Origin of the sequence: Chitinophaga sancti, assembly GCF_034087045.1 — a bacterium.
Lineage (GTDB): Bacteria > Bacteroidota > Bacteroidia > Chitinophagales > Chitinophagaceae > Chitinophaga > Chitinophaga sancti_B.
On the sequence record NZ_CP139247.1, the window covers coordinates 7,837,033 to 7,861,304 of the forward strand.

At 44.3% G+C, this 24,272-nt stretch carries 22 protein-coding genes; 8 read left to right on the forward strand and 14 right to left on the reverse strand.

The features are described 5' to 3' along the window. Positions 1–100: 100 nt before the first annotated feature. The 6 genes from SIO70_RS31390 to recG all read right to left on the reverse strand — a co-directional run bounded on the left by SIO70_RS31390 (position 101) and on the right by recG (position 10,157). Positions 101–745 (reverse strand): O-methyltransferase, encoded by a 645-nt coding sequence (locus SIO70_RS31390; protein WP_320577603.1) that lies wholly within the window; start codon positions 743–745, stop codon positions 101–103. A 51-nt stretch (positions 746–796) separates the two neighbouring features. Further along, positions 797–1,495 carry a TIGR00730 family Rossman fold protein gene (locus SIO70_RS31395; RefSeq protein WP_320577605.1) on the reverse strand — a complete coding sequence of 233 codons (699 nt, stop codon included), beginning with the start codon at positions 1,493–1,495 and terminating at the stop codon, positions 797–799. An 833-nt stretch (positions 1,496–2,328) separates the two neighbouring features. Next, a complete protein-coding gene (locus SIO70_RS31400) occupies positions 2,329–2,904 on the reverse strand; it encodes a hypothetical protein (protein WP_320577607.1) in 576 nt (191 codons plus the stop codon). A gap of 140 nt (positions 2,905–3,044) precedes the next feature. Next, positions 3,045–4,067: a PorP/SprF family type IX secretion system membrane protein gene (locus SIO70_RS31405; RefSeq protein ID WP_320577609.1), complete on the reverse strand. Its 1,023-nt coding sequence runs from the start codon at positions 4,065–4,067 to the stop codon at positions 3,045–3,047. A 5-nt stretch (positions 4,068–4,072) separates the two neighbouring features. Then, positions 4,073–7,741, reverse strand: a complete 3,669-nt coding sequence (locus SIO70_RS31410) for a PKD domain-containing protein (RefSeq protein ID WP_320577611.1) — start codon at positions 7,739–7,741, stop codon at positions 4,073–4,075. A 298-nt stretch (positions 7,742–8,039) separates the two neighbouring features. After that, entirely contained in the window at positions 8,040–10,157 is a 2,118-nt protein-coding gene (recG, locus tag SIO70_RS31415; protein ID WP_320577612.1) for an ATP-dependent DNA helicase RecG, read from the reverse strand. Between recG and SIO70_RS31420 the strand changes: the two genes are divergently transcribed. After that, positions 10,156–10,425, forward strand: coding sequence for a hypothetical protein (locus SIO70_RS31420; RefSeq protein ID WP_320577614.1), 270 nt, complete (start codon positions 10,156–10,158; stop codon positions 10,423–10,425). The genes recG and SIO70_RS31420 overlap by 2 nt on opposite strands. Before the next feature lie 4 nt (positions 10,426–10,429). Here SIO70_RS31420 and SIO70_RS31425 read toward each other — a convergent pair whose 3' ends face one another. From SIO70_RS31425 to tgt, 3 genes are all read right to left on the reverse strand, one after another. Next, positions 10,430–11,749: a citrate (Si)-synthase, eukaryotic gene (locus SIO70_RS31425; RefSeq protein WP_320577616.1), complete on the reverse strand. Its 1,320-nt coding sequence runs from the start codon at positions 11,747–11,749 to the stop codon at positions 10,430–10,432. Between the two features lie 196 nt (positions 11,750–11,945). Then, on the reverse strand, positions 11,946–13,028 hold the full coding sequence (locus SIO70_RS31430) for an LptF/LptG family permease (RefSeq protein WP_320577618.1): 1,083 nt from the start codon (positions 13,026–13,028) through the stop codon (positions 11,946–11,948). A gap of 21 nt (positions 13,029–13,049) precedes the next feature. After that, the gene (gene tgt / locus SIO70_RS31435) at positions 13,050–14,180 is read right to left on the reverse strand and encodes a tRNA guanosine(34) transglycosylase Tgt (protein ID WP_320577619.1); all 1,131 of its coding nucleotides are present in this window, start codon (positions 14,178–14,180) and stop codon (positions 13,050–13,052) included. A gap of 142 nt (positions 14,181–14,322) precedes the next feature. On the opposite strand from tgt, the gene SIO70_RS31440 reads away from it, so the two are divergent. The 7 genes from SIO70_RS31440 (at position 14,323) to SIO70_RS31470 (ending at position 19,143) form a co-directional block, all read left to right on the forward strand. Continuing rightward, positions 14,323–15,456 (forward strand): glycosyltransferase, encoded by a 1,134-nt coding sequence (locus tag SIO70_RS31440; protein WP_320577621.1) that lies wholly within the window; start codon positions 14,323–14,325, stop codon positions 15,454–15,456. A 36-nt stretch (positions 15,457–15,492) separates the two neighbouring features. Next, on the forward strand, positions 15,493–16,140 hold the full coding sequence (locus SIO70_RS31445; RefSeq protein WP_320577623.1) for a hypothetical protein: 648 nt from the start codon (positions 15,493–15,495) through the stop codon (positions 16,138–16,140). Positions 16,141–16,162: 22 nt separating this feature from the next. Next, entirely contained in the window at positions 16,163–16,786 is a 624-nt protein-coding gene (gene rsmG, locus SIO70_RS31450; protein WP_320577625.1) for a 16S rRNA (guanine(527)-N(7))-methyltransferase RsmG, read from the forward strand. A 144-nt stretch (positions 16,787–16,930) separates the two neighbouring features. After that, positions 16,931–17,479, forward strand: coding sequence for an RNA polymerase sigma factor (locus tag SIO70_RS31455; RefSeq protein ID WP_320577627.1), 549 nt, complete (start codon positions 16,931–16,933; stop codon positions 17,477–17,479). 10 nt (positions 17,480–17,489) lie between these two features. After that, complete coding sequence (locus SIO70_RS31460; protein ID WP_320577629.1) at positions 17,490–17,930, forward strand: hypothetical protein; 441 nt, start codon at positions 17,490–17,492, stop codon at positions 17,928–17,930. Between the two features lie 49 nt (positions 17,931–17,979). After that, positions 17,980–18,189 carry a hypothetical protein gene (locus SIO70_RS31465; RefSeq protein ID WP_320577630.1) on the forward strand — a complete coding sequence of 70 codons (210 nt, stop codon included), beginning with the start codon at positions 17,980–17,982 and terminating at the stop codon, positions 18,187–18,189. Between the two features lie 75 nt (positions 18,190–18,264). Then, complete coding sequence (locus SIO70_RS31470; RefSeq protein ID WP_320577633.1) at positions 18,265–19,143, forward strand: hypothetical protein; 879 nt, start codon at positions 18,265–18,267, stop codon at positions 19,141–19,143. A gap of 103 nt (positions 19,144–19,246) precedes the next feature. On the opposite strand, the gene SIO70_RS31475 is transcribed toward SIO70_RS31470, so the two are convergent. From SIO70_RS31475 to SIO70_RS31495, 5 genes are all read right to left on the reverse strand, one after another. Next, positions 19,247–19,789: a hypothetical protein gene (locus SIO70_RS31475; protein WP_320577635.1), complete on the reverse strand. Its 543-nt coding sequence runs from the start codon at positions 19,787–19,789 to the stop codon at positions 19,247–19,249. A gap of 238 nt (positions 19,790–20,027) precedes the next feature. After that, complete coding sequence (locus SIO70_RS31480) at positions 20,028–21,908, reverse strand: M1 family metallopeptidase (protein WP_320577637.1); 1,881 nt, start codon at positions 21,906–21,908, stop codon at positions 20,028–20,030. Positions 21,909–22,062: 154 nt separating this feature from the next. Further along, positions 22,063–22,761, reverse strand: coding sequence for a 16S rRNA (cytidine(1402)-2'-O)-methyltransferase (gene rsmI, locus SIO70_RS31485; RefSeq protein ID WP_320577639.1), 699 nt, complete (start codon positions 22,759–22,761; stop codon positions 22,063–22,065). Between the two features lie 130 nt (positions 22,762–22,891). Continuing rightward, positions 22,892–23,137 carry a phosphoribosylformylglycinamidine synthase subunit PurS gene (gene purS, locus SIO70_RS31490; RefSeq protein WP_320577641.1) on the reverse strand — a complete coding sequence of 82 codons (246 nt, stop codon included), beginning with the start codon at positions 23,135–23,137 and terminating at the stop codon, positions 22,892–22,894. A 218-nt stretch (positions 23,138–23,355) separates the two neighbouring features. Next, entirely contained in the window at positions 23,356–24,123 is a 768-nt protein-coding gene (locus SIO70_RS31495) for a CDP-alcohol phosphatidyltransferase family protein (protein ID WP_320577643.1), read from the reverse strand. Positions 24,124–24,272 lie beyond the last annotated feature (149 nt).

Below are 24,272 nucleotides of genomic sequence, written 5' to 3' on the forward strand. Positions count from 1 at the left end.
TTTCTGCTTGCTGGTAAACTGAAATTCAGGAATGCAATATTCTCGTCAACTACATTTCCTGCATATCAGTAATCCAAATTTCAGGAATGCAATATTCACCTCAACTCCTTTTCCTGATCATCAGCAATCCGTCTCTCAGGGTGAGCAATAACTGTTCCGAGCGCCCATCTGCAGCCACTTTCTCACAAAACCTTACCATCGCTTTCGCGTTATTGCTCTGCTGTGAACTCTCCAGCAAAGTCTCTCCATGAAACATCACATTATCCGCTAAAACGATCCCACCGGGACGTAATTTTTCCCACACGAGATCATAATATTTCTCATACCCTACTTTATCCGCATCAATAAATACCAGATCAAATACCTCGTCAAACTGCGCAATAATATCCGCTGCTTTGCCAATATGCATTTTGATCTTATCTGAAAGGCCTGCCTTCTCAAAGTAACGCAGGCACATATCTTCCCTTTCTTCGTTAATGTCTATCGTATGCAATACACCCGTAGGCGTGAGGCCCTGCGCCATACAAATGGCGGAATACCCTGTATATGTCCCTAGTTCCAGTATCCTTTCCGGGCGCAGCATATGGCTGACCAGGCTAAGGAACTGACCTTGCAGGTGACCACTCAGCATATGTGGCTGCTCTACCTTCAGGTTTGTTTCCCTGTTCAACTGTCGTAACACCTCGCTTTCCGGGGTGGTGTACTTCTCTGCAAACGCTTCCACGTTGGCTGGAATTATATCCATTTACGCTTAATTTTTGCAAACCTACAGAAAATACCGGGAAGGAAAGCGGTTTTAGAAGTTCGGCCGCAGCTTGTTGGTGGTGTAGAATACCCTAAAATACTCCACTACCTCGTCAGCAGTATCGAATAACTTCAGGAGTCCCAGGTCTTCTGGTGATATATTGCTTTCCTTTTCCATCATGGTGCTGCGAATCCATTCCAGCAAGCCACTCCAATATTCCTTGCCTACCAGTACCATCGGCGTTTCTGTCATTTTCTTGGTCTGGATGAGGGTGGCAACTTCAAAGAATTCGTCCATGGTACCGAAACCGCCAGGCATCATGATAAAGCCCTGGGAGTACTTGGTAAACATAACTTTGCGAATAAAGAAGTAGTCGAAATGGAGGTTCTTGTCGTGATCTACGTATGGATTGGGGAACTGCTCGTGTGGCAGGGTGATGTTTGCACCTACTGATTTACCCTTTGCTTCCTGGGCACCACGGTTGGCGGCTTCCATAACGCCAGGGCCACCGCCGGTAATGATACCGAAACCTTCGTCGGCCAGGCGACGGCCTATTTCGTGTGCGAGTTCGTAATATTTATTGCCAGGTTTGGTTCTGGCGGAACCGAAAATGGAGATGCAGGGGCCCATTTTGGCCATGGCTTCGAAGCCTTCTACGAATTCGGCCATGATCTTAAAAATCTGCCAGCTGGAATGTGCTTTGGTTTCTGTCCAGTCCCTTTCTTTCAAATTCATTAAACGATCGTTCATTATAGCTATGGATTTTTTTATATAAGCTAAAATACGGAGAATTTGGGATTAGCAAGGTGATATGGGACAGGCGAAAAGAGGGTTTTTATTATATGAGTACTATGAACAAGGGGAATTGGCCTCCGGCAGCAGTGAAGCGGCATTTTTTAATCTAAATGCCTGAAAAGAAACAAAAAGGCACTCCTTTGGCTGATCCCAGTACAGAAATCAGCATTTTCTGATCTAAATAACTGAAGAAGAAGAAAGAGGCACTCCTTGCGCTGATCCCACTACAGAAATCGGCATTTTCTAATCTAAATAACTAAAGAGAAAGGACCTCATATTCCCCCAAAAAAGTGAATTCCTTTTGAACTACAATAATAATAAGCTTAAAGAAGCAGGTAACTTGAAAGAAACCCGCTTAACATTTAACACGTTATGAACATGCAGCAGCCATAAGGCCTACCGCACTATCTTAAATATCGTTATGCTGGATTGACACAATCACTAAGTATATCGCATAGCAAAAAACAGCACAGGTGCTGGTCACTTCAGGTTTTCCTCAAATAGTAAATTGCTCTCTGCCGCAGCAGCTTTGTGTACAGTACAATGCCTTCATCCTAACGTGGTTTATCCTTTTGGCCAGGCAACGTGGAAGGCCAATTTTTACAAAAATTACTGATAATAACCCATAAAAACAATTATGACTCTGAAATAATCATGATAGCTGTGGTAACAAATTAAATAACAGTGTCAATCCTACAATTTATCTACGCTAAAATACAGCTGGTAAAGGGAAATAAAAAAGGGCCGACCAGAAAAACCAGTCAGCCCTTCTTACGAATTTAATAGGTTTACAACCCTAAGGTAGCTCCTACCCGCAGGATCAATCCATTCGAATAAGGTGATCTGCTATCCTGTATTACATCATACAACGCCATGATATTGATAGCCGCCTTGTCACTGATCGGTTGTACATAACCGCCACCCATCAGCAAACTCGGTACCCCATAATGATCTGAATACGTCTCCTTTGGATCATACAGCGTTGTCTTTACATTGATAAAGTTATATTCCGGCTGTATATGGATAAACATGAAATCAAAAGGATAAAAACGCCCCCAGAGCCCGCCACCCAATATTGAATACTGGTTACGCTGAGAGGTTGTACCATCATAGTAACGGAAGCGCTCCGAACCGTACTGTGCATTGACAGCCACACCTGCTGCAAACATTTGATTGATACGGATACCTATCAATGGAGAAAAATCAATATTGGTATAATCCCCAAAAGCAAGGCCTACTGACCCACCAATCATAAGACGGGATGCGTCGAATTCTTTCTTTCTTGCGGTGTCTGTTTTGTAGTACTGTGCCTGCGTAAGTTGCACGGTACCTAACAGGAATAAGCAAAATAATAATCGTTTCATAGTATACTTTGAGTATTATTTGATTGTTGAAACCACCAATAGTTTAACGATGGTGATAAGCAGCAAGTTACTGCATTTGGATATAATGAAAAAACCGCTTTTACCTGTGGTAATAGCGGTTTTTCAACATTAAAATATCATTAGAAACTAGGACAGATCGTCATGCGTTTTGCATTGCTGAACGACCTGTTCGTATACAATCCTGTATATACAATTCCTATCTCATAAGCGCCCCTGTGGTTATTTGCAGCAGCAAGCGACGACATCGTTGCATCATAACTAAACATCATCTTCACTCCTTTCAACTGATATCCCACCAGCAACACGGCCGCATCTTTTACCCGATAATACGCCCCACCATACAACTGTGTCTCCCCATGCTCTGAAAGATTATACGCCAGGTGCCCCCCCATCACTACCTCATTCGATCCTGCCTGTCTTGCATAATATGCCGAAGGGTTAATAATCACCTTATCACTCATCTTTATGCTGGCATTGATAAAACCTGTATAGAGCCTTGGAATGATGGTATTGCCTTCATAAAAAGTTTCCCGTGGCTTATTCACATGCTGTGCGGATACACCTGCATTGATGTAGATATTCTCTGTTGGGAAATATGCATAGTTCATACCCACCTGCATATCATAGTAAGTCACACTCGTTGCACTAAAAGGCTCTGATGTCGGCACCTGCGCATCAAAGAATTTTCCATTCCACTGATCGCCGAATGTCAGTTTGGTTACATCCACCCTCTTGTTTGCACTACCCACATTAAACCCTAATGACAACAAACTACTCTGGCCTAACAACTGGTGATATGCGACAGACGCATACGCCTTTGTAGAAGTCAGATTGCCTGAACCCGCCACATCACGCAACAGCACACCTCCCACACCTACCCAGCCATATTCAAGCTTGTCGCGAAACAACTGAAAATCGCCAAATGCAGACATGGTTCTGTATGGCACAGGTATACTCGCCCACTGATCGCGGTAAGTAACTCCCAACCGGTAGTTACCATCGGGTATAAAACCAGTATTGGCCGGGTTAGTCAGCAATGGTGCATTGAAGTACTGCGAGAAATGCATGTCCTGCGCATTTCCCTGTAATGCTGTTCCCAACAGCATGGTACAACCCGCGATAAATTTTACAAACTGCTTCATGTACGTCATCTTAACAAGGTTACACTACCGTTCTTTGTCGCCGAAGTGCCATCATTGAACTGTACATTGATGACAAAGGCATAGGCATCCATTGGCTGAATAGATCCAGCGTATACCCCGTTCCAGCCAATATTCGGATCATTCGTTTCGAATACCAACCGGCCTACGCGGTTATAAATTTTCATGTTGAACTTAGCGATACCAAATCCTTTCACAAGGAACACATCATTCACCCCATCTCCATTCGGAGAAAAAGCGGAAGGAATATCGAACAATGGTATCACGATCGCACTTACCTGCTTCACTGCTGTATCCTTACATCCTGCTGCATTTACAGCTATCAGTGATACATCATACACGCCTGTTGAATTATACTGATACACCGGGTTCGTTGTTGTAGAACCATTGCCATCTCCATATTCCCAGTCGAAACTGATCGCATCTGCAGAAGATTGATTCGTAAATGTAATCGGTGTATTCTCTATCGGTGTCACCGGAGAATATGTAAAGTCCGCTGTTGGTGCATCGAATATATGTATTGTAACGGTGGTATCATCTTCCTTGTTACAGGTGTTGTTATCTACCACATGCAGACTGATGGTATACTCACCTGCTGTGTAGTAAGTGTGTGTTGGATTTACATCTGTCGATGTGCCGCCATCACCAAAGTCCCAGGTGAATGTTTCACCACCAGATGTTGTGTTATTAAAGTCCAGTGTTGCAGGTACACAACTACTGTCTGCTACAATGAAGGAAGCTTTCACATTTGCCGCTACACGCAGTGTCACTGTATCTACATCCGGTGCATTACAATAGTTTGTATCTACGAGTGTCAGCGTTACATTGTACACACCTTCTGCAGCAAATGCATGTGAAATTGGGAAGTCCGATGGGCCTACTGTCAGTGGTGTAGTACCATCACCAAAATTCAATGTGAATGAATTGCTCTGGTAAGGTTTTGGAGGTGTGCTCACCAGGTCAAACAGGTAACTCAGCGATTCACACGGCGGTTGTCTGGCCGCTGTCATGTCGAATACCGCTTCGTCTGTTCTGATACGCAGTTCCAGTGTAGACGTATCACAACCATTACAACTGGCCGGATCACATTTAATCAGGGTCACTGTATAGTTGCCTGAATTATTGTAAGTATGTGTTACTGTATCATTAGTTCCGGTAACGGTTGTTCCATCACCAAAGTTCCATGTCCAGGTCACTGCACTTGTACCGGTTGTATCTACGAATGTAATGGTGGCAGGTACACAATAATTTGTTTTTCTATCTTCTGTTTTGATACCAGCTCTTACACCATCGAGGTTGAATGCAATCTTCAAACAACCCAGGTTACACTTATCATCAGGTGGTGCTGTCGTAGCATATGCACCAGGTGTGGTGGGATACCTTGGCCTGTAGCTGGTACCTGTTCCACACCAGGCACAAATACCCTGGTAGATCACCCCATTTCTGTCGAAACGGCTGGTACCCCCATCTACGTGTTCATAAGTACCATTTCCTCCAAAGTAGCTACCAAAGAGGATATCTGTTGCATCTTTCTGCAATACGAAGAAGTAAAAATCCTGACTATCCGTGGTACGTTGCAATGGATTTTTGATCGGCATTCCACTCGTATTCGAGTTAGGATAACGCAGACTCACATCAATACCACCACCCCATCCGGATACATACACATTTTCACAACGATCTACCAGAAAGGCAACCGGCGAAATACTAGGCGTGGAAGCAGATTTACCAAATGTGGTGCTGTATACAAATGCAGACAAGTCAGGTTGCAGTTTTGCAATAAACTGCCTGGAATTATCATTGTAGAAAGAGGTCGTACCTGTAGGTTGTACTACCGGCCATGTACCTTCTGTTGTACCCATGATGTACACAAAACCTTTGTCATCCATCTGTATGCCATATACCTGATCGGCAGCGGCAGTAGAAGCACCCATGTAGGTACTTTGCGTGATGGTTGTACCGTCTGTTGTGATGTGAGCTATCCAGCCATCACATGCACCACCTTTGTAGGATGTATAAAGTGTACTTCCTTTGATAGGAAAATCGTTACTGGCAGTACCCCCTGCTACATACAGACTGCTGGTGCCATTCAATGCTAATACAAATGCTGCATCTTCATTGCTGCCACCTATAAATGTAGCCCATTCCATGTCTGTACAGGTAGGATTTATTTTCATAATCACACCATCCTGTTTACCACCAAAAGTAGGTTGGAGTACGCCTGCTGTTACCGGGAAATTACTACCACGGGTACAGCTGGCTACGTAGATATAACCGGCATCGTCAATCACCACTTCACTACGTGCATCATCGCCATAGTTACGGAGTAGTAAACTTGACCCCTGTGTTCTGTCTTCACGAATGTTCACCCCATCATCAGAAGAGGAACCAATCATCAATGAACCGATATAAGCTGAACCATCTGCATTCAGTTTTGTCACGACTATATCCCAGCCACCCTGTGTACCAATCAATTTGGAATAAGGATAGTCGGTAGAGGTAGTTCTGCCTGATATAACGAGGTTATTATTTGCATCTACGAATAAGCTATGTGGTTGTTCCTTGCCGCTACCACCCAGGTATGTGGCATAAATTAACTGACGGCCATTGGAACTGAATTTACTGATACCGATATCAAAGGTACCACTGTGGTTGTACTGTGTCTGGAAAGCACCGGTAGTAACAGGATAACCTGTGCCGAACACGATACCCCCTCCATAGAAATTACCTGCACCATCGTAGGTAGCAGTAAAGCCCCAGTTGTCTGCAGTAGAACCGGATACAGTAGAGAAGATATAACTCGGATCGATGATGAGCGGATATGCTTTGTTGTAATCACCGCTAACTTTATATTTCAGTTTATCGCCACTCAGGGAGTAGGATACTTTTACAGTTACACGTTCGTTGTCGATATACTGATAAGCCAGGGGCATCTGTTCTGTCACCGTACCTACTGAGGTAGTGATGATCAGGTTCCCTTTCTTCACTTCCACTTTATTAGCGCCGGTATATTGTAACTGCACCTGCGATGGATCTGCACCGGGTTGTACAATCAGGTCATATTTCAAAACTCCTGCATCTGAATATACCTGCATATCAATACCGTTGTACAGCGATTTGTAATTGACCAATCCATACGATTTTACATGAGAGGCCCATTTAGACTTATCATTCCCGATCAGGTAATTGGAGTAGCTGTCTGCCGCTTTATCTGCGGAGATATCAGGATTGTTGGCATTTAAAAAGGTCACTTCGTAGGCATGGCTCCTGATCACCGGGAGGGAATCGGAAGTACTGCTGGTGGAAGAGGATGAAGAACGGGATACAGCGCTGTTGCTGGTAGTCACAGTACCCGGTACGAATTGCCAGGTGGTATCGTTGGTGCGGGAATGACCATGCATTTTTTCAGCCAGTGCAAACATGTCGTCTTTGTTCTGTAGTAAGAACATAAAACTGGTGCGCTTCAGGAATACGGCGCCACCACCCATATCTGCTTTGTATAGGAAATCGCCTGTCCATTGCCCTTTATTCTCTGTGAATTGCAGGGCTCTGCTATAATATATTTCCTGCGCTGTCGCCGTCTGTGCCATTACACGTTCGCCTGCAAAAAGCGAAATTATAAAAGCTAAGCAGCCTATAGGGAAACTACATTTCATCCGTATTGTATATTTCTTGTTTTTATCCATTGGGATATCAATGGATAAGGAGTATTGTTTCTGATCAATGTCTCTAAGCTTTAACGCAGACGTCGGTACATATGTTACCGCAATAACAGCGCCAACCTTTATTATAGTATTATCCCAACCTTACAGCTACGGGAACTTAGATTGAAAAATCCCGGGGGAGTTTAAGTTGAACTTTCTTTTATACCAGTAAACCGGGGCGCATTTATAGATAAACGTAAAAACCCGGCAGTAAATTTTGCATTCTCAAGTTATTTTCCCGGTTAACGGGTCAGGAGATTTTGCTCCATTGTGATTTCCCTTGCTGCACGGCCAGATAATGCTGTAGCGCCTGATTTTCAGGCAATGTGAGGTCGGGATCCTCCTGTAATATTTTCTCTGCGCTGGCACGGGCGGCTTCGAGAATGGCTTTGTCGGCTACGATATCGGCCAGTTTTAAATCCAGTATCCCACTTTGGCGGGTACCTTCTATATCACCGGGTCCTCTCAGTTCCATATCTTTTTCTGAAATAAGGAACCCATCGTTGGTTTGTACCATTACATTGATACGTTCTTTTGAGTCAGCCCCCAGTTTGTTGCCTGTCATGAGGATACAGTAGGACTGCTCTGCCCCTCTACCCACGCGGCCTCTGAGCTGGTGCAGCTGGGAAAGGCCGAATCTTTCCGTGCTTTCTATCACCATTACGGAGGCATTGGGTACGTTTACCCCCACCTCTATCACAGTTGTGGCCACCATAATCTGGGTGTCGCCGGTTACGAAACGATGCATATTGGTTTCCTTCATATCCACCGGTTGCTTGCCATGTACCATGCTGATAAAGTACTGTGGTTCCGGGAAGAAAGCTTTGACTTCTTCATACCCTTTCATGAGATTCTCATAATCAAGGGTTTCAGAGTCTTCGATCAATGGGTATACAATGTACGCCTGGCGGCCCTTTTTGATTTCATCTTTGATGAAATTCATTACCGAAGGGCGCTGCCATTCTGTACGGTGTACAGTGGTGATAGGCTTACGGCCGGGAGGTAGTTCATCGATGACAGACACATCCAGGTCACCGTAAACGGTCATGGCCAGTGTACGGGGGATGGGTGTCGCTGTCATAACAAGGATGTGCGGAGGCATGGTATTTTTTTGCCATAACCTGGCGCGCTGTGCTACCCCAAAACGATGTTGTTCATCTACGATGGCGAGGCCCAGGTTGCGGAAAACCACCTGGTTTTCCAGCAGGGCATGGGTGCCGATGAGAATTTGTATGTTTCCTTCTTCTGTATCTTTTAAGATCTGCTTGCGGGCTTTGCCTTTTACATTGCCGGTGAGCAGTGCGACTTTCAGGTCCATTTTTTCAAGGAGTTCAGCAATGCTTTTGTAGTGCTGCTGTGACAGGATTTCGGTGGGTGCCATAAGGCAGGCCTGAAATCCATTGTCGATGGCGAGGAGCATAGTAAGCAGGGCTACCATGGTTTTGCCGCTACCTACATCTCCCTGCACCAATCGGTTCATCTGACGGCCGGTGGCGGTGTCCTGCCTGATCTCCTTGAGTACTCTTTTTTGTGCGCCGGTCAGAGAGAACGGGAGGTGTTCGTTGTAAAAAGTATTAAACGTATCACCTACGCTTGTGAACAAAAATCCGTGTGAGGCGGCCTGCCTTCTGATCTTGAGCCGGCAGATGCGGATCTGGGCCAGGAACAGTTCTTCAAATTTCAGTCTTCTTCTGGCTTGTGCAGCATCTTCATCGCTGGCAGGGAAGTGAATTTTGAAGAAGGATTTTGATCTTTCCATCAGCCGGTATTGGTGAATGACCGGGAGTGGGATATTTTCTGGAATTTCGTGCGGAGACAGTTGTTCAAGCAGATTTTTAGTAAGCTTGCCAATAGCCTTTGCAGTTAATCCCCTGGCTTTTAATTTTTCGGTGGTGGAATAGACTGGTTCCAGCGTTGGTTTGCCGGTGACAGTTTCTTCTGTGACCAGGTCCATTTCCGGGTGGGACATTTGCAGGTAGCCGTTGAATACGGAGAGGCGTCCGAATACAAGGTAGTTGGCGTGTTGCTGGAGGGATTTCTCCATCCATTGGTGTCCCTGAAACCAGACGAGTGGTATTTCGCCGGTGTCGTCGCGCAAGGTGGCAACGAGGCGTTTTGCACGTTTTTCGCCGACGGTTTCAATCCTGGTGATGCGGCCTCTGATCTGCACGAAATCCATTTGAGCATGGAGGCTGATGATTTTTTCCACTTTGGTACGGTCTACGTAGCGGAAAGGGAAATAACTCAGCAGGTCCCTGAAGGTGTGGATACTGACTTCTTTGCGCAGAAGTTCTCCCCGTTGAGGGCCAACGCCTTTCAGGTACTCAATTGGATTGGATAATATGGCAGTTCGAATGGAGGCTTCCATGATGAAATACAAAAATAGCGGAAGTCGCGCCTTTAAAAAAGCCATTTCTCCTTTTGGCGGAAAACTGCCGGAAATCTTGCGAAAATCGAGGATTTGCTTTCAGCAAATCCTCGATTTTCGCAGGGCGGCAATGAATTTTGCCTCTGGCAAAATTCATTGCCGGAAGGTGCCGGGAAAAAGGAATGCACAAATTCCGGAAATAAAAAAGAGCGAACCAAAGCCCTTAGCAGGTTCTTTTAGTTCGCTCTTTAAAATTTATTCTTATTAAAGAATTACTCAGCTTCTACCTTCCCTTCTACAAACTGCTTCATCCACTCAGTAGTAACACTCTTCGGTCTTTCGAGAGAGAATCCAAGTGCACGATCCCAACAAAGCGAGGCTAAAACTCCCAATGCGCGGGATACACCAAATAACACGGTATAGAATTCATACTCTACCAAACCATAATGTACCAACAGTGCACCTGAATGTGCATCTACGTTAGGCCATGGGTTCTTTACCTTACCCAGATCTTCCAGGATCGGTGGTACAGTTTCATATACATTCCATACAATATTCACCAGTTCATCATCAGCCAGGTGTTTCTTTGCAAACTCCATCTGTGCTGTAAAACGAGGATCTGTTTTACGCAATACGGCGTGACCATAACCTGGTACTACCTTACCATCTGCAAGGGTTTTGCGTACATACTCTTCAATCTGTTGTTTTGAAGGATTTGATACACCCAGTTCCTCACGCATATTCAGGATCCACTTAATCACTTCCTGGTTAGCCAGGCCATGCAATGGACCAGCCAGACCATTCATACCTGCAGCAAATGACAGATACGCATCGCTCAGTGCAGATCCTACCAGGTGAGTGGTATGCGCACTTACGTTACCACCTTCGTGGTCAGCGTGAATCACCATGTACAAACGCATCAGCTCACGGAATACCTCATCTTCATAACCCAGCATGTGTGCGAAGTTACCAGCCCAGTCCAACAGACCATTTGGCTGAATATGTACATTGTTCTTGTATTTACGACGGTATATATAAGCAGCTATGCGAGGCAGACGGGCAATGAGATCCATTGCATCGTCATACATATAGCTCCAGTAATCTTTTTTATTAATACCCTCTGCATAAGCTTTGGCAAAAGCAGATTCTGTCTGCAACGCCATCACCCCTACAGTGAACATGGTCATTGGGTGGGTGCTCACCGGCAGTGCATCGATCGCAGCAAATACGTGCGTCGGCACATGCGAACGACGTGCAAACTGGGCGGATAAATACTGTACATCAGCTTCGGTAGGCAACTCTCCTATTAACATCAAATAAAACAGTCCCTCCGGTAATGGCTCCTCTCCACCTTTCACTTTCGGCAGTTTTTCGCGCAGCTCTGGAATGCTGAAGCCGCGGAAACGGATACCTTCATTTGCATCCAGTAACGAAGTTTCTGTAACCAACCCCGTGATACCGCGTTGTCCCTGGTACACCTGTGCTACTGTTACATCCTCAATCTTTCTGGTTCCGTGGTTTTTAACAAGGTCTTTAATCTCAACGTTCAGCTCATCGGCCTTGACCTTAAATTTTTCTTTTATATGACCCATTTTAAACTGTTAATTGGTAATGATAACAAAAAGACGATCAATTGTCAAAAGTAATGATTTGTTAATGAACTTAACATTAATATGATCAGCCTAAAACAGGCGATAATTCATGCGCAAAAATGTAACCTACTGGCTATCAAAATACTAACAAGTAAAGAATCCTACATTCACTAAATATTAAAGAAATGTGAATTTTTTATTTCGGTGCCCTCATATACAGGTAGAATCCCAGTGCTCCAAATACAAAATTGGGAATCCATACTGCCAGCATCGGGTTCAGGTTTGCTTTGATGGAAAATACGGTAGAGAACTGCAACATAATGATGTAGGTCGCACTGATAACGATACCTACAGCCAGGTGCAACCCACTACCTCCACGAACTTTTTTGGAACCGATGATACCTCCGATCAGGGAAAGGATCACCACTGCTGCGGATGATGCGGTACGACGATACTTTTCCACGTAGAATACGTTCAATCCTTCTGCCCCGCGCAGGTTTTCCCTGTCAATGTAGCGGGTCAGCTCCGGGGTGGTCATGGCTTCCTGCATGTTCTTTTCTTCATGCATTTCGGCAGGATTCAGGGCCAGCTTGAGTATGGTATCCCTGGTTTTAAACCAGGTCTCATGGAGTCCATTAATTTTACGAACCGTTACAAGGTTGAGTTTCCACACTTTTTTAATGGAATCCCATTCAATTCTTTCTGATCTCAGCTTCATACGCAGGTCCTGGCCATGAACATCTTCCAGTTCGAAGTTACCACCACTCTTGTAGTTAGGGTCATAAGATCCGAAGGTCACGTAAGTAAAGCTATCGATACGGATACTCTTATCGTACATGCTTTCTGACGCTTTCTTCTTGTTTACGTACGTGTTTTCAAATTTGGTACGGATCTTATTCGCGATCGGTACTGTCCAGAAGTTACCCAGCCAGAGAATACCACCGAACAGGATAGCTCCTATCCAGTAAGGGCGAAGGAAACGTCTGAAACTCACCCCACTACTCAGGATGGCTACGATCTCTGTACGATATGCCATCTTGGACGTGAAGAAAATTACGGAAATAAATATAAAAAGTGGGAATAAGAGCGCTGCAATGTGCGGAATAAAGCCAAAATAGTAGTCTACGATGATCCGGTAAACAGATAAGTTACTGTTCATAAAGTCATCTATCTTCTCGGTAATATCTATCACGATAGATATGATGAGCAGGATAGAGAGTGAATAAATGAAGGTACCTATGAACTTACGTAGTATATACCAATCTATTTTAGTAATCATATGGCGGCAAAATAATAAATTCTAAAGTCTTTGTTTCAGCTGCGGCACCATTCTGTTCTTCCACTGGGCATAATTTCCTGTTAAAATCTGTTTCCGGGCTTCTTTCACCAGCTCCAGGTAAAACGCCAGGTTGTGAATACTGGCCAGTGTCATACCCAGGATCTCTCCGGCTACGAACAGGTGACGGAGATAAGCTTTGCTATATTGGCTGGAGGCGAAGCAGGGACTGTTTTCGTCAATTGGCGAAAAATCGTCTGCCCACTTTTTGTTTTTGATATTGATGACACCGTTCCAGGTGAAGAGCATCCCGTTACGACCATTGCGGGTCGGCATCACGCAATCGAACATATCAACACCTAAAGCGATGTTTTCCAGGATGTTCCATGGAGTACCCACGCCCATCAGGTAACGGGGTTTCTCTTTGGGTAGAATGTCGCACACCAGTCCGCACATTTCGTACATGTCTGCTTCCGGTTCACCTACGCTGAGGCCCCCAATGGCATTGCCGGCACATTCACGGGCAGCGATTTCCGTAGCGGAGATGGTACGGAGGTCTTTGAAAGTACTACCCTGTACGATAGGGAACAGGGTCTGTTCATATCCATAAGCAGGTTGTGTTTCCTTTAACCGGGCAATGCAGCGGTCCAGCCAGCGGTGCGTGAGCTCCATCGACTTTTTCGCATAGCGGTATTCGGATGGGTAGGGTGGACATTCATCGAAGGCCATAATAATGTCTGCTCCGATAGTACGCTGGATGTCCATGACATTTTCAGGTGTGAAAAGGTGACGGGATCCATCTATATGACTTTGAAAAAGGCAACCTTCTTCCTTGATCTTTCTGTTAGCAGCGAGAGAAAACACCTGATAACCACCACTATCTGTGAGAATAGGGCGATCCCAGCCATTGAATTTATGAAGGCCACCGGCTTTGGAAAGGATCTCCTTACCTGGGCGCAGGTAAAGGTGATAGGTGTTGCCAAGGATGATTTGGGCCTGGACATCCTGTTTAACCTGCTCCTGTGTCAGGGCTTTTACACTGCCTACAGTGCCTACAGGCATGAAAATAGGCGTTTCAATCACCCCATGACCGGTGGTGATGACTCCGGCACGGGCTTTACTTTCACTATCAGTTGTTGTCAGTTCAAATATCATCTGGCGATTTTCAGGGGGCAAAAATAAGGGATTATGGGGTACAACCTATTTTTTCCCCCGGAAGGGGTGCGGACAGGGCTGGAAAAATCTTTTTTTCCACAGCACTATACAGATAATTGAAATCATATATATTTGCTACGCTATGTTGTATAACTTAGGCTTAGTAGCCTTCTACAGTTTTGCTACCGTTGCAGGGATACAGATCCTCTATTACCTGATCGTCTTTTCCAGGGTAGCTTTTTATCGCCGTACCTTCGACGTGGATGCAGAGCCGGAATCACAGTTCTCAGTTATTATCTGTGCCAAGGATGAGGAATTGAACCTGCAGAAAAACCTGCCTTCTGTACTTTTACAGCGATTTCACGATAAAAAAAATCCGTCTTATGAGGTCATTGTTGTGAATGACAATTCAGAAGATGATACAAAATACTACCTCCGGTCAATAGAAGTTGGTTATCCACATTATCGTCATATTGAGATTAAACAACCTGCCAAGTTTATTCCTGGTAAGAAGTTTCCACTTTCTATGGGGATACGGACGGCGAAATTTGAAAATATCCTGCTGACAGATGCGGATTGTAAACCCAGCAGTACTTATTGGTTAGCACTGATGAGTCAGGGTTTTACGGATGGGAAAGAGATTGTGCTGGGGTATAGTCCTTATGTAAAAAAACCGGGGTTGCTGAATAAGGTGATCCGTTATGAGACTTATTTCAGTGCTTTGCAATATCTGGGTTTTGCGCTGAGTGGAGTGACTTATATGGGTGTAGGGCGGAACCTGGCTTATAAGAGGGAGTTATTTAACCGTCAGAAAGGGTTTACAGCGCATCATCATATTGCTTCGGGCGATGATGATCTGTTTGTGAATGCGGCGGCGAATAGGGGGAATGTGGGTGTGGTGATCAATAAACAGGCATTTACTTATTCTGAGCCGAAGACGAGCTGGCGGAAGTGGTTTTTGCAGAAGACGAGGCATATGAGCACCGGGAAGCATTACCGGTTTAGTCATAAATTACTGTTGGGGTTGTTTAGTTTGACGCATTTTCTTTTTTATCCGCTGTTTATAGTGAGTTTATTTTTTCAGCCGATGATGATTTATGTGTTGGGGATATTTGGGGGGAAGATGTTGTTACAGTCGGTGATTACGTTTTTGGCGATGAAGAAGTTGGATGAGGGGGATTTGTTTAAGTTCAGTTGGTTTATGGATATCTTTATGTGTTTGTATTATGTGATATTTACGCCGGCGTTGTTGTTTAAGTCGAAGAACAAGTGGTAATAGCAAAGGCCGGGTATTTTTTGTAATTTTGTACAAATGTTAAGTAATGATACCAGTAGAAAACTTGAACATATCGTTGGAGGCCTTAGCCTTGAAGAGGAAGCAGATCATTGCACAGCAACCCGAAATTACTTATGCGCAAGCTTTAGCACAAGTAGAACGGTTAAAAAAGACTTCGAACGTAACGCAATCATCAAAAAAGAGCAGGCCGAATACCTAAAAGATTATGCTACCCGCAATCATTTATGGGTGAGCGGCCTGCTGGATAAAGACCTCTACCTGACCCGGGGAGGAGAAGCAGAAGTTTACTTTGGCAAAGACAGGCATAGCGTCATAAAAGTGAATGACGCTATCTATTATGCAACCTGGCTTGAATTCTTCAATAGCATTACCATTCATAACCTCGTTTTCCCCGATACTACTTACACTTTCCTGGGATTTATTGAGACTGATGGCATTTTAAAAGCCGTTTTACAACAACCTTTTATCATCTCTGACGATCAGGTGGATCTAAAGGATGTAACGCAACACCTTGCCTTTAACGGTTTCGAAAATATAAAACGGAACGATTATAAGAATAACACTCTTGGTATTCTTTTAGAAGATATCCATGATGAAAATGTCGTTTCTAATAAAGGTGCTTTATTTTTTATCGATACCGTTTTTTATACTATTTCAGAATAGCATCCTACCTTTGCGCCTACATATGGACATCATTCAAAAATACTTCGGGGACTTCACCCCTACCCAGGTCGGACAATTCTCAGCACTGTTCGAACTTTACAAGGATTGGAACGAAAAGATCAACGTCATTTCCCGTAAAGACATTGATGCCTTATATGAAAAACACGTGCTGCACTCACTGGCAATCGCTGCAATTGCTGACTTCCCGGATGGCCACCAGGTAATCGACCTTGGTACTGGTGGTGGTTTCCCAGGCATTCCACTGGCTATTTTTTTCCCGGAGGTAAAGTTCCACCTTGTGGACGCCATTGGTAAAAAGATCAAAGTAGTACAGGGTGTAGCCGAAGCACTGGAATTAAAGAACGTAACCACTGCCCACTCCCGCGCAGAAGATATCAGGGATAGAAAATTCGATGTCATTGTATCCCGTGCTGTAGCTCCCCTCAAGGACCTTTGGCGCTGGGGAAAACCATTGGTTAAAAAAGCCCCTGCTCATGCCCAGGAACCCGGTCTCATTTGCCTGAAAGGCGGCGACCTGGCCCTGGAAGTACAGGAAAGTGGCCTCAGACCCCGCCTTACTCCCGTTTACCAGCTATTCCCTGAAGAGTTCTTCAAGGAAAAATTCGTAGTAGTGGTAAATAAGTAAAATAATTCCTCTCTTAAATTATTGATTTTCATTATTTATAACCTAAATTCAAAAAAACTTTCCTGAACTTTAAAATATCCTGCATTTTCCTTCGTCTCCAATAATAAGATGAAAGAATTGCTCCTAACAAAAACGCCTCTAGCTATGGCTGCTGAACAAAATGAGCGCATACAGGAAACGGTGCGGAAGGAGCGGCAACGTCTACTCCATTTTATCCGGAAACGGGTGAATAATGTGGCGGATGCAGAAGATATTTTACAGGACGTTTTGTATCAGTTTACGGAATACTCCCGGCTGGGTAGTCAGATTGACTCTATTACCGCCTGGTTATTCACCGTAACACGTAATAAAATTACCGACTGGTTCCGCAAAAAACGGGAGACTACCTTCAGCGATCATACACAGGAAATAGATGGAGAAGAGACTTTGTTCCTATCCGAACTGATAGCCGATCAGGACGCCAAAAGTGACGCACCACTCACACGAAAAATTTTAGCAGAAGCGATTATGGAAGCCATAGAAGAGCTGCCGGAAGAACAGCGCTATGCATTTATACAGCATGAACTGGAAGGGAAATCCTTCAAGGAATTGTCTGCTGAAACCGGCATACCCGTGAATACCCTATTATCGAGAAAACGCTATGCTGTACTGCACCTTCGCGAACGGCTGGCACAATTGTATGAAGAATTGTAAAACACATTATATGTTTAAGAGAGGAGACAAAAAGCCGAAGGCTTTACATATTTTAAAGTTCATTGTCATGGGGGCGGTTTTCGTCACCGCACTGGGCTTCGGTATCCGTGAACTGTGGAATTGCCTGATACCTGAATTATTCCATGGACCAGTCATTACTTTCTGGCAGGGTTTAGGCCTTTGCCTGTTGGGTAAAATGCTCTTTGGATGGCACGGCGGCGGCCCGGGCGGTTTTAGAAGGAACAGAAGAGCCTGGGATGAAAAGCTGAAAGAACGCTATGCAAATATGACACCGGAAGACAGGGAGCGAATGAAAGAAGGATTGAAGAACTGGTGCCGGCCTAATAACCGCTTTAGCCGCTGGTATGATGATATCGACGCAAATGCTGATCAGGCTAAACAAGCAACTAAACAAGACGAAAGTAAACCAGATATAGGAACCAATATTTAATGTAGCCATGCTCTCCTTTGCCATTCAACCATCTACAACTTTTAATGCTATGATAGGCATATTCAAAACTAATATAGCGACACCGGAAGAAAGAACAAATGTACTCCATGCCATCCGGAACAATTATGAAGTAGGTCAGTGCCATGTAGACCTCGAGGATTGTGATAAGGTATTGAGGATTGTGAATATGAGTGTGGAAGAGAATGAGATGATAAAATTTGTGCAGCAGCAGGGGTTTAATTGTGAGGTGTTAGACTAACAATTATTATACGGATTACGATGATAAAAAGGATGTACATTGTGCATCCTTTTTTAATTGTTAATCTTAATACTAATGAAGAAATTATCCCTATTACTGCTAATGGCATTTAATGCCGTAATTGTTCGTGGGCAAACTTTCCAGGAAGCAGCTGGCATTAAACTGAAAACTTCTGGTGTAACGAACCTGAATACACAATCAAACACAGATGTGAATGCCCCATTTATTTACAAAGGAAGCCTTGGCTCCAGCTTTCCTTTTTCGGATTCCAATCACTTGATTTTACAGGGGGCACCAGGCCGTGAAATTGTATTGTCAACAGGCAGTACAAATAGTATTGCTTATAGATTAAGAATTGCCAGTAATGGTAAGGTAGGTTTGGGCGATACTTTGTATAACTCCAAACTGACAGTGAATGGGAATGTAAATATTGGCGGGGGAAGTTTTCTGGGGTATGCATTTACTGATACTTTTCACCTGGATGGTGTGACTAATCCACAACCTAATTATGGATTACGCTGGGCAGTGGATCCCTGGTATACAGCGCCTACTTTGCTGGTGAGCGGGTATGGAGGGATGAAGTTCTTTACAGCGTCTAAAGCAAGGATGGCGATTACTTCTGCAGGATATGTGGGGATTAATACGACTAGTCCGACGAGTGAATTGAGCGTGAATGGTACGGTGACCGCGAAGAAGCTCAAGGTGACGCAGAGTGGATGGGCGGATTTTGTATTTGCGCCGGAGTATGAGTTGCCTTCTTTAGCGGCCACTGAAGCTTATGTGAAAGCGCATAGGCATTTGCCGGGTGTACCGGATGCCGCAACTGTTGAAAAAGAAGGGCAGGATTTGGGAGAGATGAATAGGATCTTGTTGCAGAAGTTAGAAGAGTTGACACTACATCTGATTCAGCAACAGAAAGAAATAGAAGAATTGAAAGCGCTGATTAAGAAATAGGCAAAAGGTGGGTGTCTCATTCATAAAATGAGATGCCCTTTTTTCTTTTGGGGATGTTGCTTATCAAAGTGCCATCAGATTCTACATCTTATTACTACCGGTTTTATTCCAATCTCACCTCTCTCACCGTTTCATTTCCAGGCAGATCTACCGCCACAATGATTAATTTTCCACCCGGTGGCAAACCCGCCGCCTTATAATACCAATCCACACCATTCCTGCCTAATACCGCCTTTCCTTTTTCCAGTATGCTACCGGCTGTATCTACAATACGGATAGCCATTTCAGCTACCCTGAATTCATTCTTCGCTGTTACCACCACAGTCTCGTCTTCGAAGCGAATACGCTGGATTTCAGGAGAATTGTAAGCATCCTTTACAGCCATATTATAGGCATTCTGTCCAGGGCCTGCCAGGGACTTATAATAGGCTTTTATCTCAGGATCTTTTATGATCGCTACTGCATAAGCTGCCGCAATCTTCATCTTATACCTGGCTTCCAGCTGCTTTTTTGTCGGTTTTTTCTTTGACGGACCGCGCTTCTTCGCTACAATAATCTGCCCGTTCCTTTCGTAAATCGTGATTTCATCGCCAAGGGAGCCCGTGACGGCCTGAAGGAGTAGGTTGTTGTCTTTAACAATAGCCATAACAAACAATTTTGAGGTTATAGGATCAATATTAAAACCTTCTCCTGAATAATAGTACAGCTTTATCACTAAATGAGTACTAATACGCCACTTAAAGGTCACCTCAATATCAAATCGATATTGAGGTGACCTTATGATGCCCTTATAGTGTACTTATAATACACTAGTTTACCCGAATAAAAAGAGGGAGCCCCGGTTTAAAAGCCGGAACTCCCTCTTCCATTATTATTATTAAAAATTACAACTTCAACGTATTGTTACTGCGGTTAATGTCTGCCATGCGTAAGCTGGGATCGATCACTATTTCTCCTATATCACTCATTGGCGTATCAATCACTACATCGTATGTAGGGCTGGTCCACCTCCATGCATCATGCACGGTTCGCATAATATTACCATCTTCATTGGGCTTTGTACCATACATCAGTGACAGCGGTATATAATGCATGAACTTCTTACCTGCCTTTGTCGTTACCAACAAATCAATCGGCATTGGGAAGTTATCCACTCTGCGCAAACGAATTACTGTCTTGCTATTATCGTTGGTGAAAACCGTATCAATTCCATAGTCAATATGCTTCACAGAATAGACTAAGTATTGCTTGTACCAATCCAGTGCTATCCCACTCTCCTTCTCCATTTCACGAATGAAGTCATTTGGATTCGGATGTTTGAAACGCCAGTCTGAATAATAACGCAGCAATCCTTTATCCCTGTTCTCAGTACCGATTACATAACCTAACTGCTCTAAGAACACTGCGCCTTTATTGTACGCTGTCTGTGTATAACCATAGTTCGTATTGTAATGATCAGAATGGGTACTCATTGGCTCTTCAAACCCGCTTTTTACAAGGTTGTAATAGCCATTGTAAGACCCTTCCTGTGCAAATGATTCTTTGGTAGAATCCAATGTATGATACAATACATTGTTCTCTGCAAATGTTGTGAAACCTTCATCCATCCATGGATACAGGCTTTCGTTGGTACCCAGCATTCCCTGGTACCAGCTATGCATCCATTCATGCACACCCAATCCATATAATCCTTCCAGTTTACCATTGCCCATGATCAACGTAGCCATGGGGTATTCCATACCACCATCGCCACCTTGAATAAAGCTAAAGCTCTTATAAGGATAAGGACCATAATGTGCTTTGATATATTCATATGCACGTGGGATCATCTTTGCAAATGCAGGCCAGGTTTCCCTGGTGATATCATTCTCAATGTAGAAGAAGTGTGCGACAAAGCCATCTACCTGTTGGGTGATGTGCTTATAATCAGGATCCGCTGCCCATACAAAATCATGTACGTTGTTTGCAATGAAATGCCAGTTCAGCTTCTCCCCTGCAGGACGGATTACTTTGGTGCCTGTCATTTCATATCCATAACCGATCTGGTTAGGATTCTGTAAATAGCCGGTAGCTGCAATCACGAATTTTTTGTCCATCGCAATCTTCACATCATAATCACCCCATACACCGTAGAACTCACGTGCGATGTAAGGAGTGGCATGCCAGCCTTCGTAATCGTATTCACACATTTTAGGATACCACTGCGACATGGAGTAGTCTACACCTTCTGAATTATTACGGCCACTACGGCGGGTTTGCACCGGTACCTGTGCCTCAAATTCCATTTCGAAGGTAGTGGTGCTATGCGGCAGGATTGGCTTTTTCAGCGGTACTTCCAGGATGGTTTCCAGCATATTGAAAGGCTGTGGTACCCCATCACGTTTCAGTGAAAGCACATGCTGATAACCGGTTTGCTCTGGTGTGAATTTAGAGATCCTATCTGCTACACGGTAATCCCAGTCTCTCCTTTCATTGCCTTTGGCGTCACGACCTATCACTGTTTTGCCCAGCTCACGGCTACGCACATCCATCATACTGCCAGGCTGAAACGCATTCCAGTAAAGGTGATAGAACACCTTGTACAATGTATCGGGTGAGTTATTGGTATACTCCAGTTTTTGCTTACCTGTAAAACGGTTAGTGGTTGCATCTACATTTACATCCATAACATATTTTACCCGTTGTTGCCAACGGTCAGGCTGTGCCTGCGCAGGGACGAAACCTGCTGCCAACAGGCACACCATCAGGCCTTTAACTACTGACATGTGCTTCATTTCCTAATACTATTTTGTTGTATGACAAATGCGGTACATACCCCGGTCAGGGTCTAAGCTGTAGGCCGCTTTATGCTTTCGATTAAACTTTTGCGTTTACGTGGGGAGATACTGCAAATCTCCTGCCTGTCATGAAGATACTGCGTTATTCTTCTTCTTCCTGTGCTTTTTTCCTGCCGGGAGCACCCTGTAAAATCAGTACGATTTCCCCTTTTATCCCTTTTTCCCTGAAGTAGTCATGTACTTCCTGCAGGGTACCTCTCTTATTTTCCTCGAACATCTTGGTCAGTTCACGGCTCACGCAGCATTGTCTGTCAGCGCCAAAGTAACCGATCATATCTTCGAGTGTTTTTACAAGGCGGTGTGGAGATTCATAAAATACGAGGGTACGTTCGTCTGTAGCCAGCTGTGTAAACAGCGTATGGCGGCCTTTCTTCAATGGCAGAAAGCCTTCAAAAGCAAACCGGGTCATAGGTATACCACTGTTGACCAGTGCCGGCACAAAAGCAGTAGCACCTGGCAGGCATTCCACAGGTACACCAGCACGTACACATTCCCTCACCAGCAAAAATCCGGGATCAGATACACCGGGTGTGCCGGCGTCGGTGATCAGGGCCATTGTTTTGCCGGCCTGTAACTGTTGTAACAGGTGCTGCAATACCTTGTGCTCATTGTGCTGATGATAAGGAGTGATGGGTTTATTGATGTTGTAGTGCTTCAATAGCACACCAGAGGTGCGGGTATCTTCTGCCAGCACCAGGTCTGCCTCTTCCAGTACTTTTACAGCGCGGTAAGTAATATCGGCAAGATTGCCTATGGGAGATGGAACGAGATAAAGCTTCATAAAGAACGTATGGCGTATGAAATACCGGCAACATCCACCGGTAGTGCATCTTTCCTGAATAAAACACGTAAGGCTGACTTCTGGCAGCTAAAGTGAGCTTTAGCGCATGAAAGTCAGCCTTATTAATTATTTATTGAATAGTTACTTCAAAAGATTCCATTACCTGGTTGGCCAGCAGTTTCTGACAGGCGTTCTCAGCCAGGGTCTGTGCTTCTTCTTTTGTAGCAGCTTCTATATGCAGAATAATATGTTTCCCGATTCTCACATCATTGATCTGGGTAATGCCAAGATTCTTTAAACCACTCATTACCGCTTTTCCCTGGGGATCCAGTAATTCTTTCAGTGGCATCACGTTGATATGTGCAGTAAACGTCATTTTTTCTAAAATTTTGACGCAAACCTAATACATAAATCGCAAAAAACAAGCTGGGATTGTTTGAGGAGGGCTGTAGATGGTATTTTATAAGCCGAAGGAAATGGCTTTCCCTTCGGGGAAGCCATTTCCTTCGGCTTATAAATAAATATTGGCCGGCATGAAGCATGCCGGCCAATATTTATATGAAAAAAGAAATACTATTCAGGAAGAATTGCTATTTACTTAGCTGTTGTAGCAGGACGTACCGCCGCTGATAATACGACATATAAAACAAATACAAACGGCACTGTTGCAAATTTTAATACTGGTATTGCCAATATTGCTAATATCAACAGTAGAAACCGTGGCCAATTCTGTGAAAGATTGAAATTCCTGAACTTCATGCTCATCATCGGCATCTCTGCCACCATCAGGTAACAAAGCACTACTATCATAATATACAGGAGCCAGATATTCTGCAGGTAATGCGCCAGGTTATATGGATTGTACAGCATAATTAATGGGAAAGACGCTACCAGCAATCCTACTGCCGGGGTAGGCACCCCAATGAAATTCTCTGACTGACGGGTGTCCAGGTTGAACTTAGCCAGGCGAAATGCTGCAAAACAAGGCACCAGCAAGGCCGGAGCCAGGTTGACATAAGATACGTCAAATACATCCGGCATCTGCATATAAGCACTACGCAACAAACGGAAGAAGATCATACCCGGCACTACACCAAACGTCACGATATCTGCCAGTGAATCCAGCTCCTTTCCAAATGGGGAACCTAGTTTCAACAGGCGTGCAGCCATCCCGTCCAGAAAATCAAATATCGCAGCCAGTACTACCAGCCCGGATGCCCAGTAGACAGGTGCAGGATTCGTTACGGCGTAGTCATGTCCATTGAATTCAGCGATGTATTGTGGTGCATGCAGGATGTAAATAATTGCCAGCGCTCCGCAAAACAAATTACCCAGTGTAAGGATGTTAGGAAGTTGTTTCATTGTAATAGTCCAGCAGGCTGTATCAAAAGTAATTTGGCGGCGCAGAGAATTGCATAAACAAAGGTGCTCCCCCATCAGGTATCCGGGTTAAACCGGGCAGGATTTTCTTTTGATACAACCTTGGTTCTGTATTTTTTGGTAAATCTAAC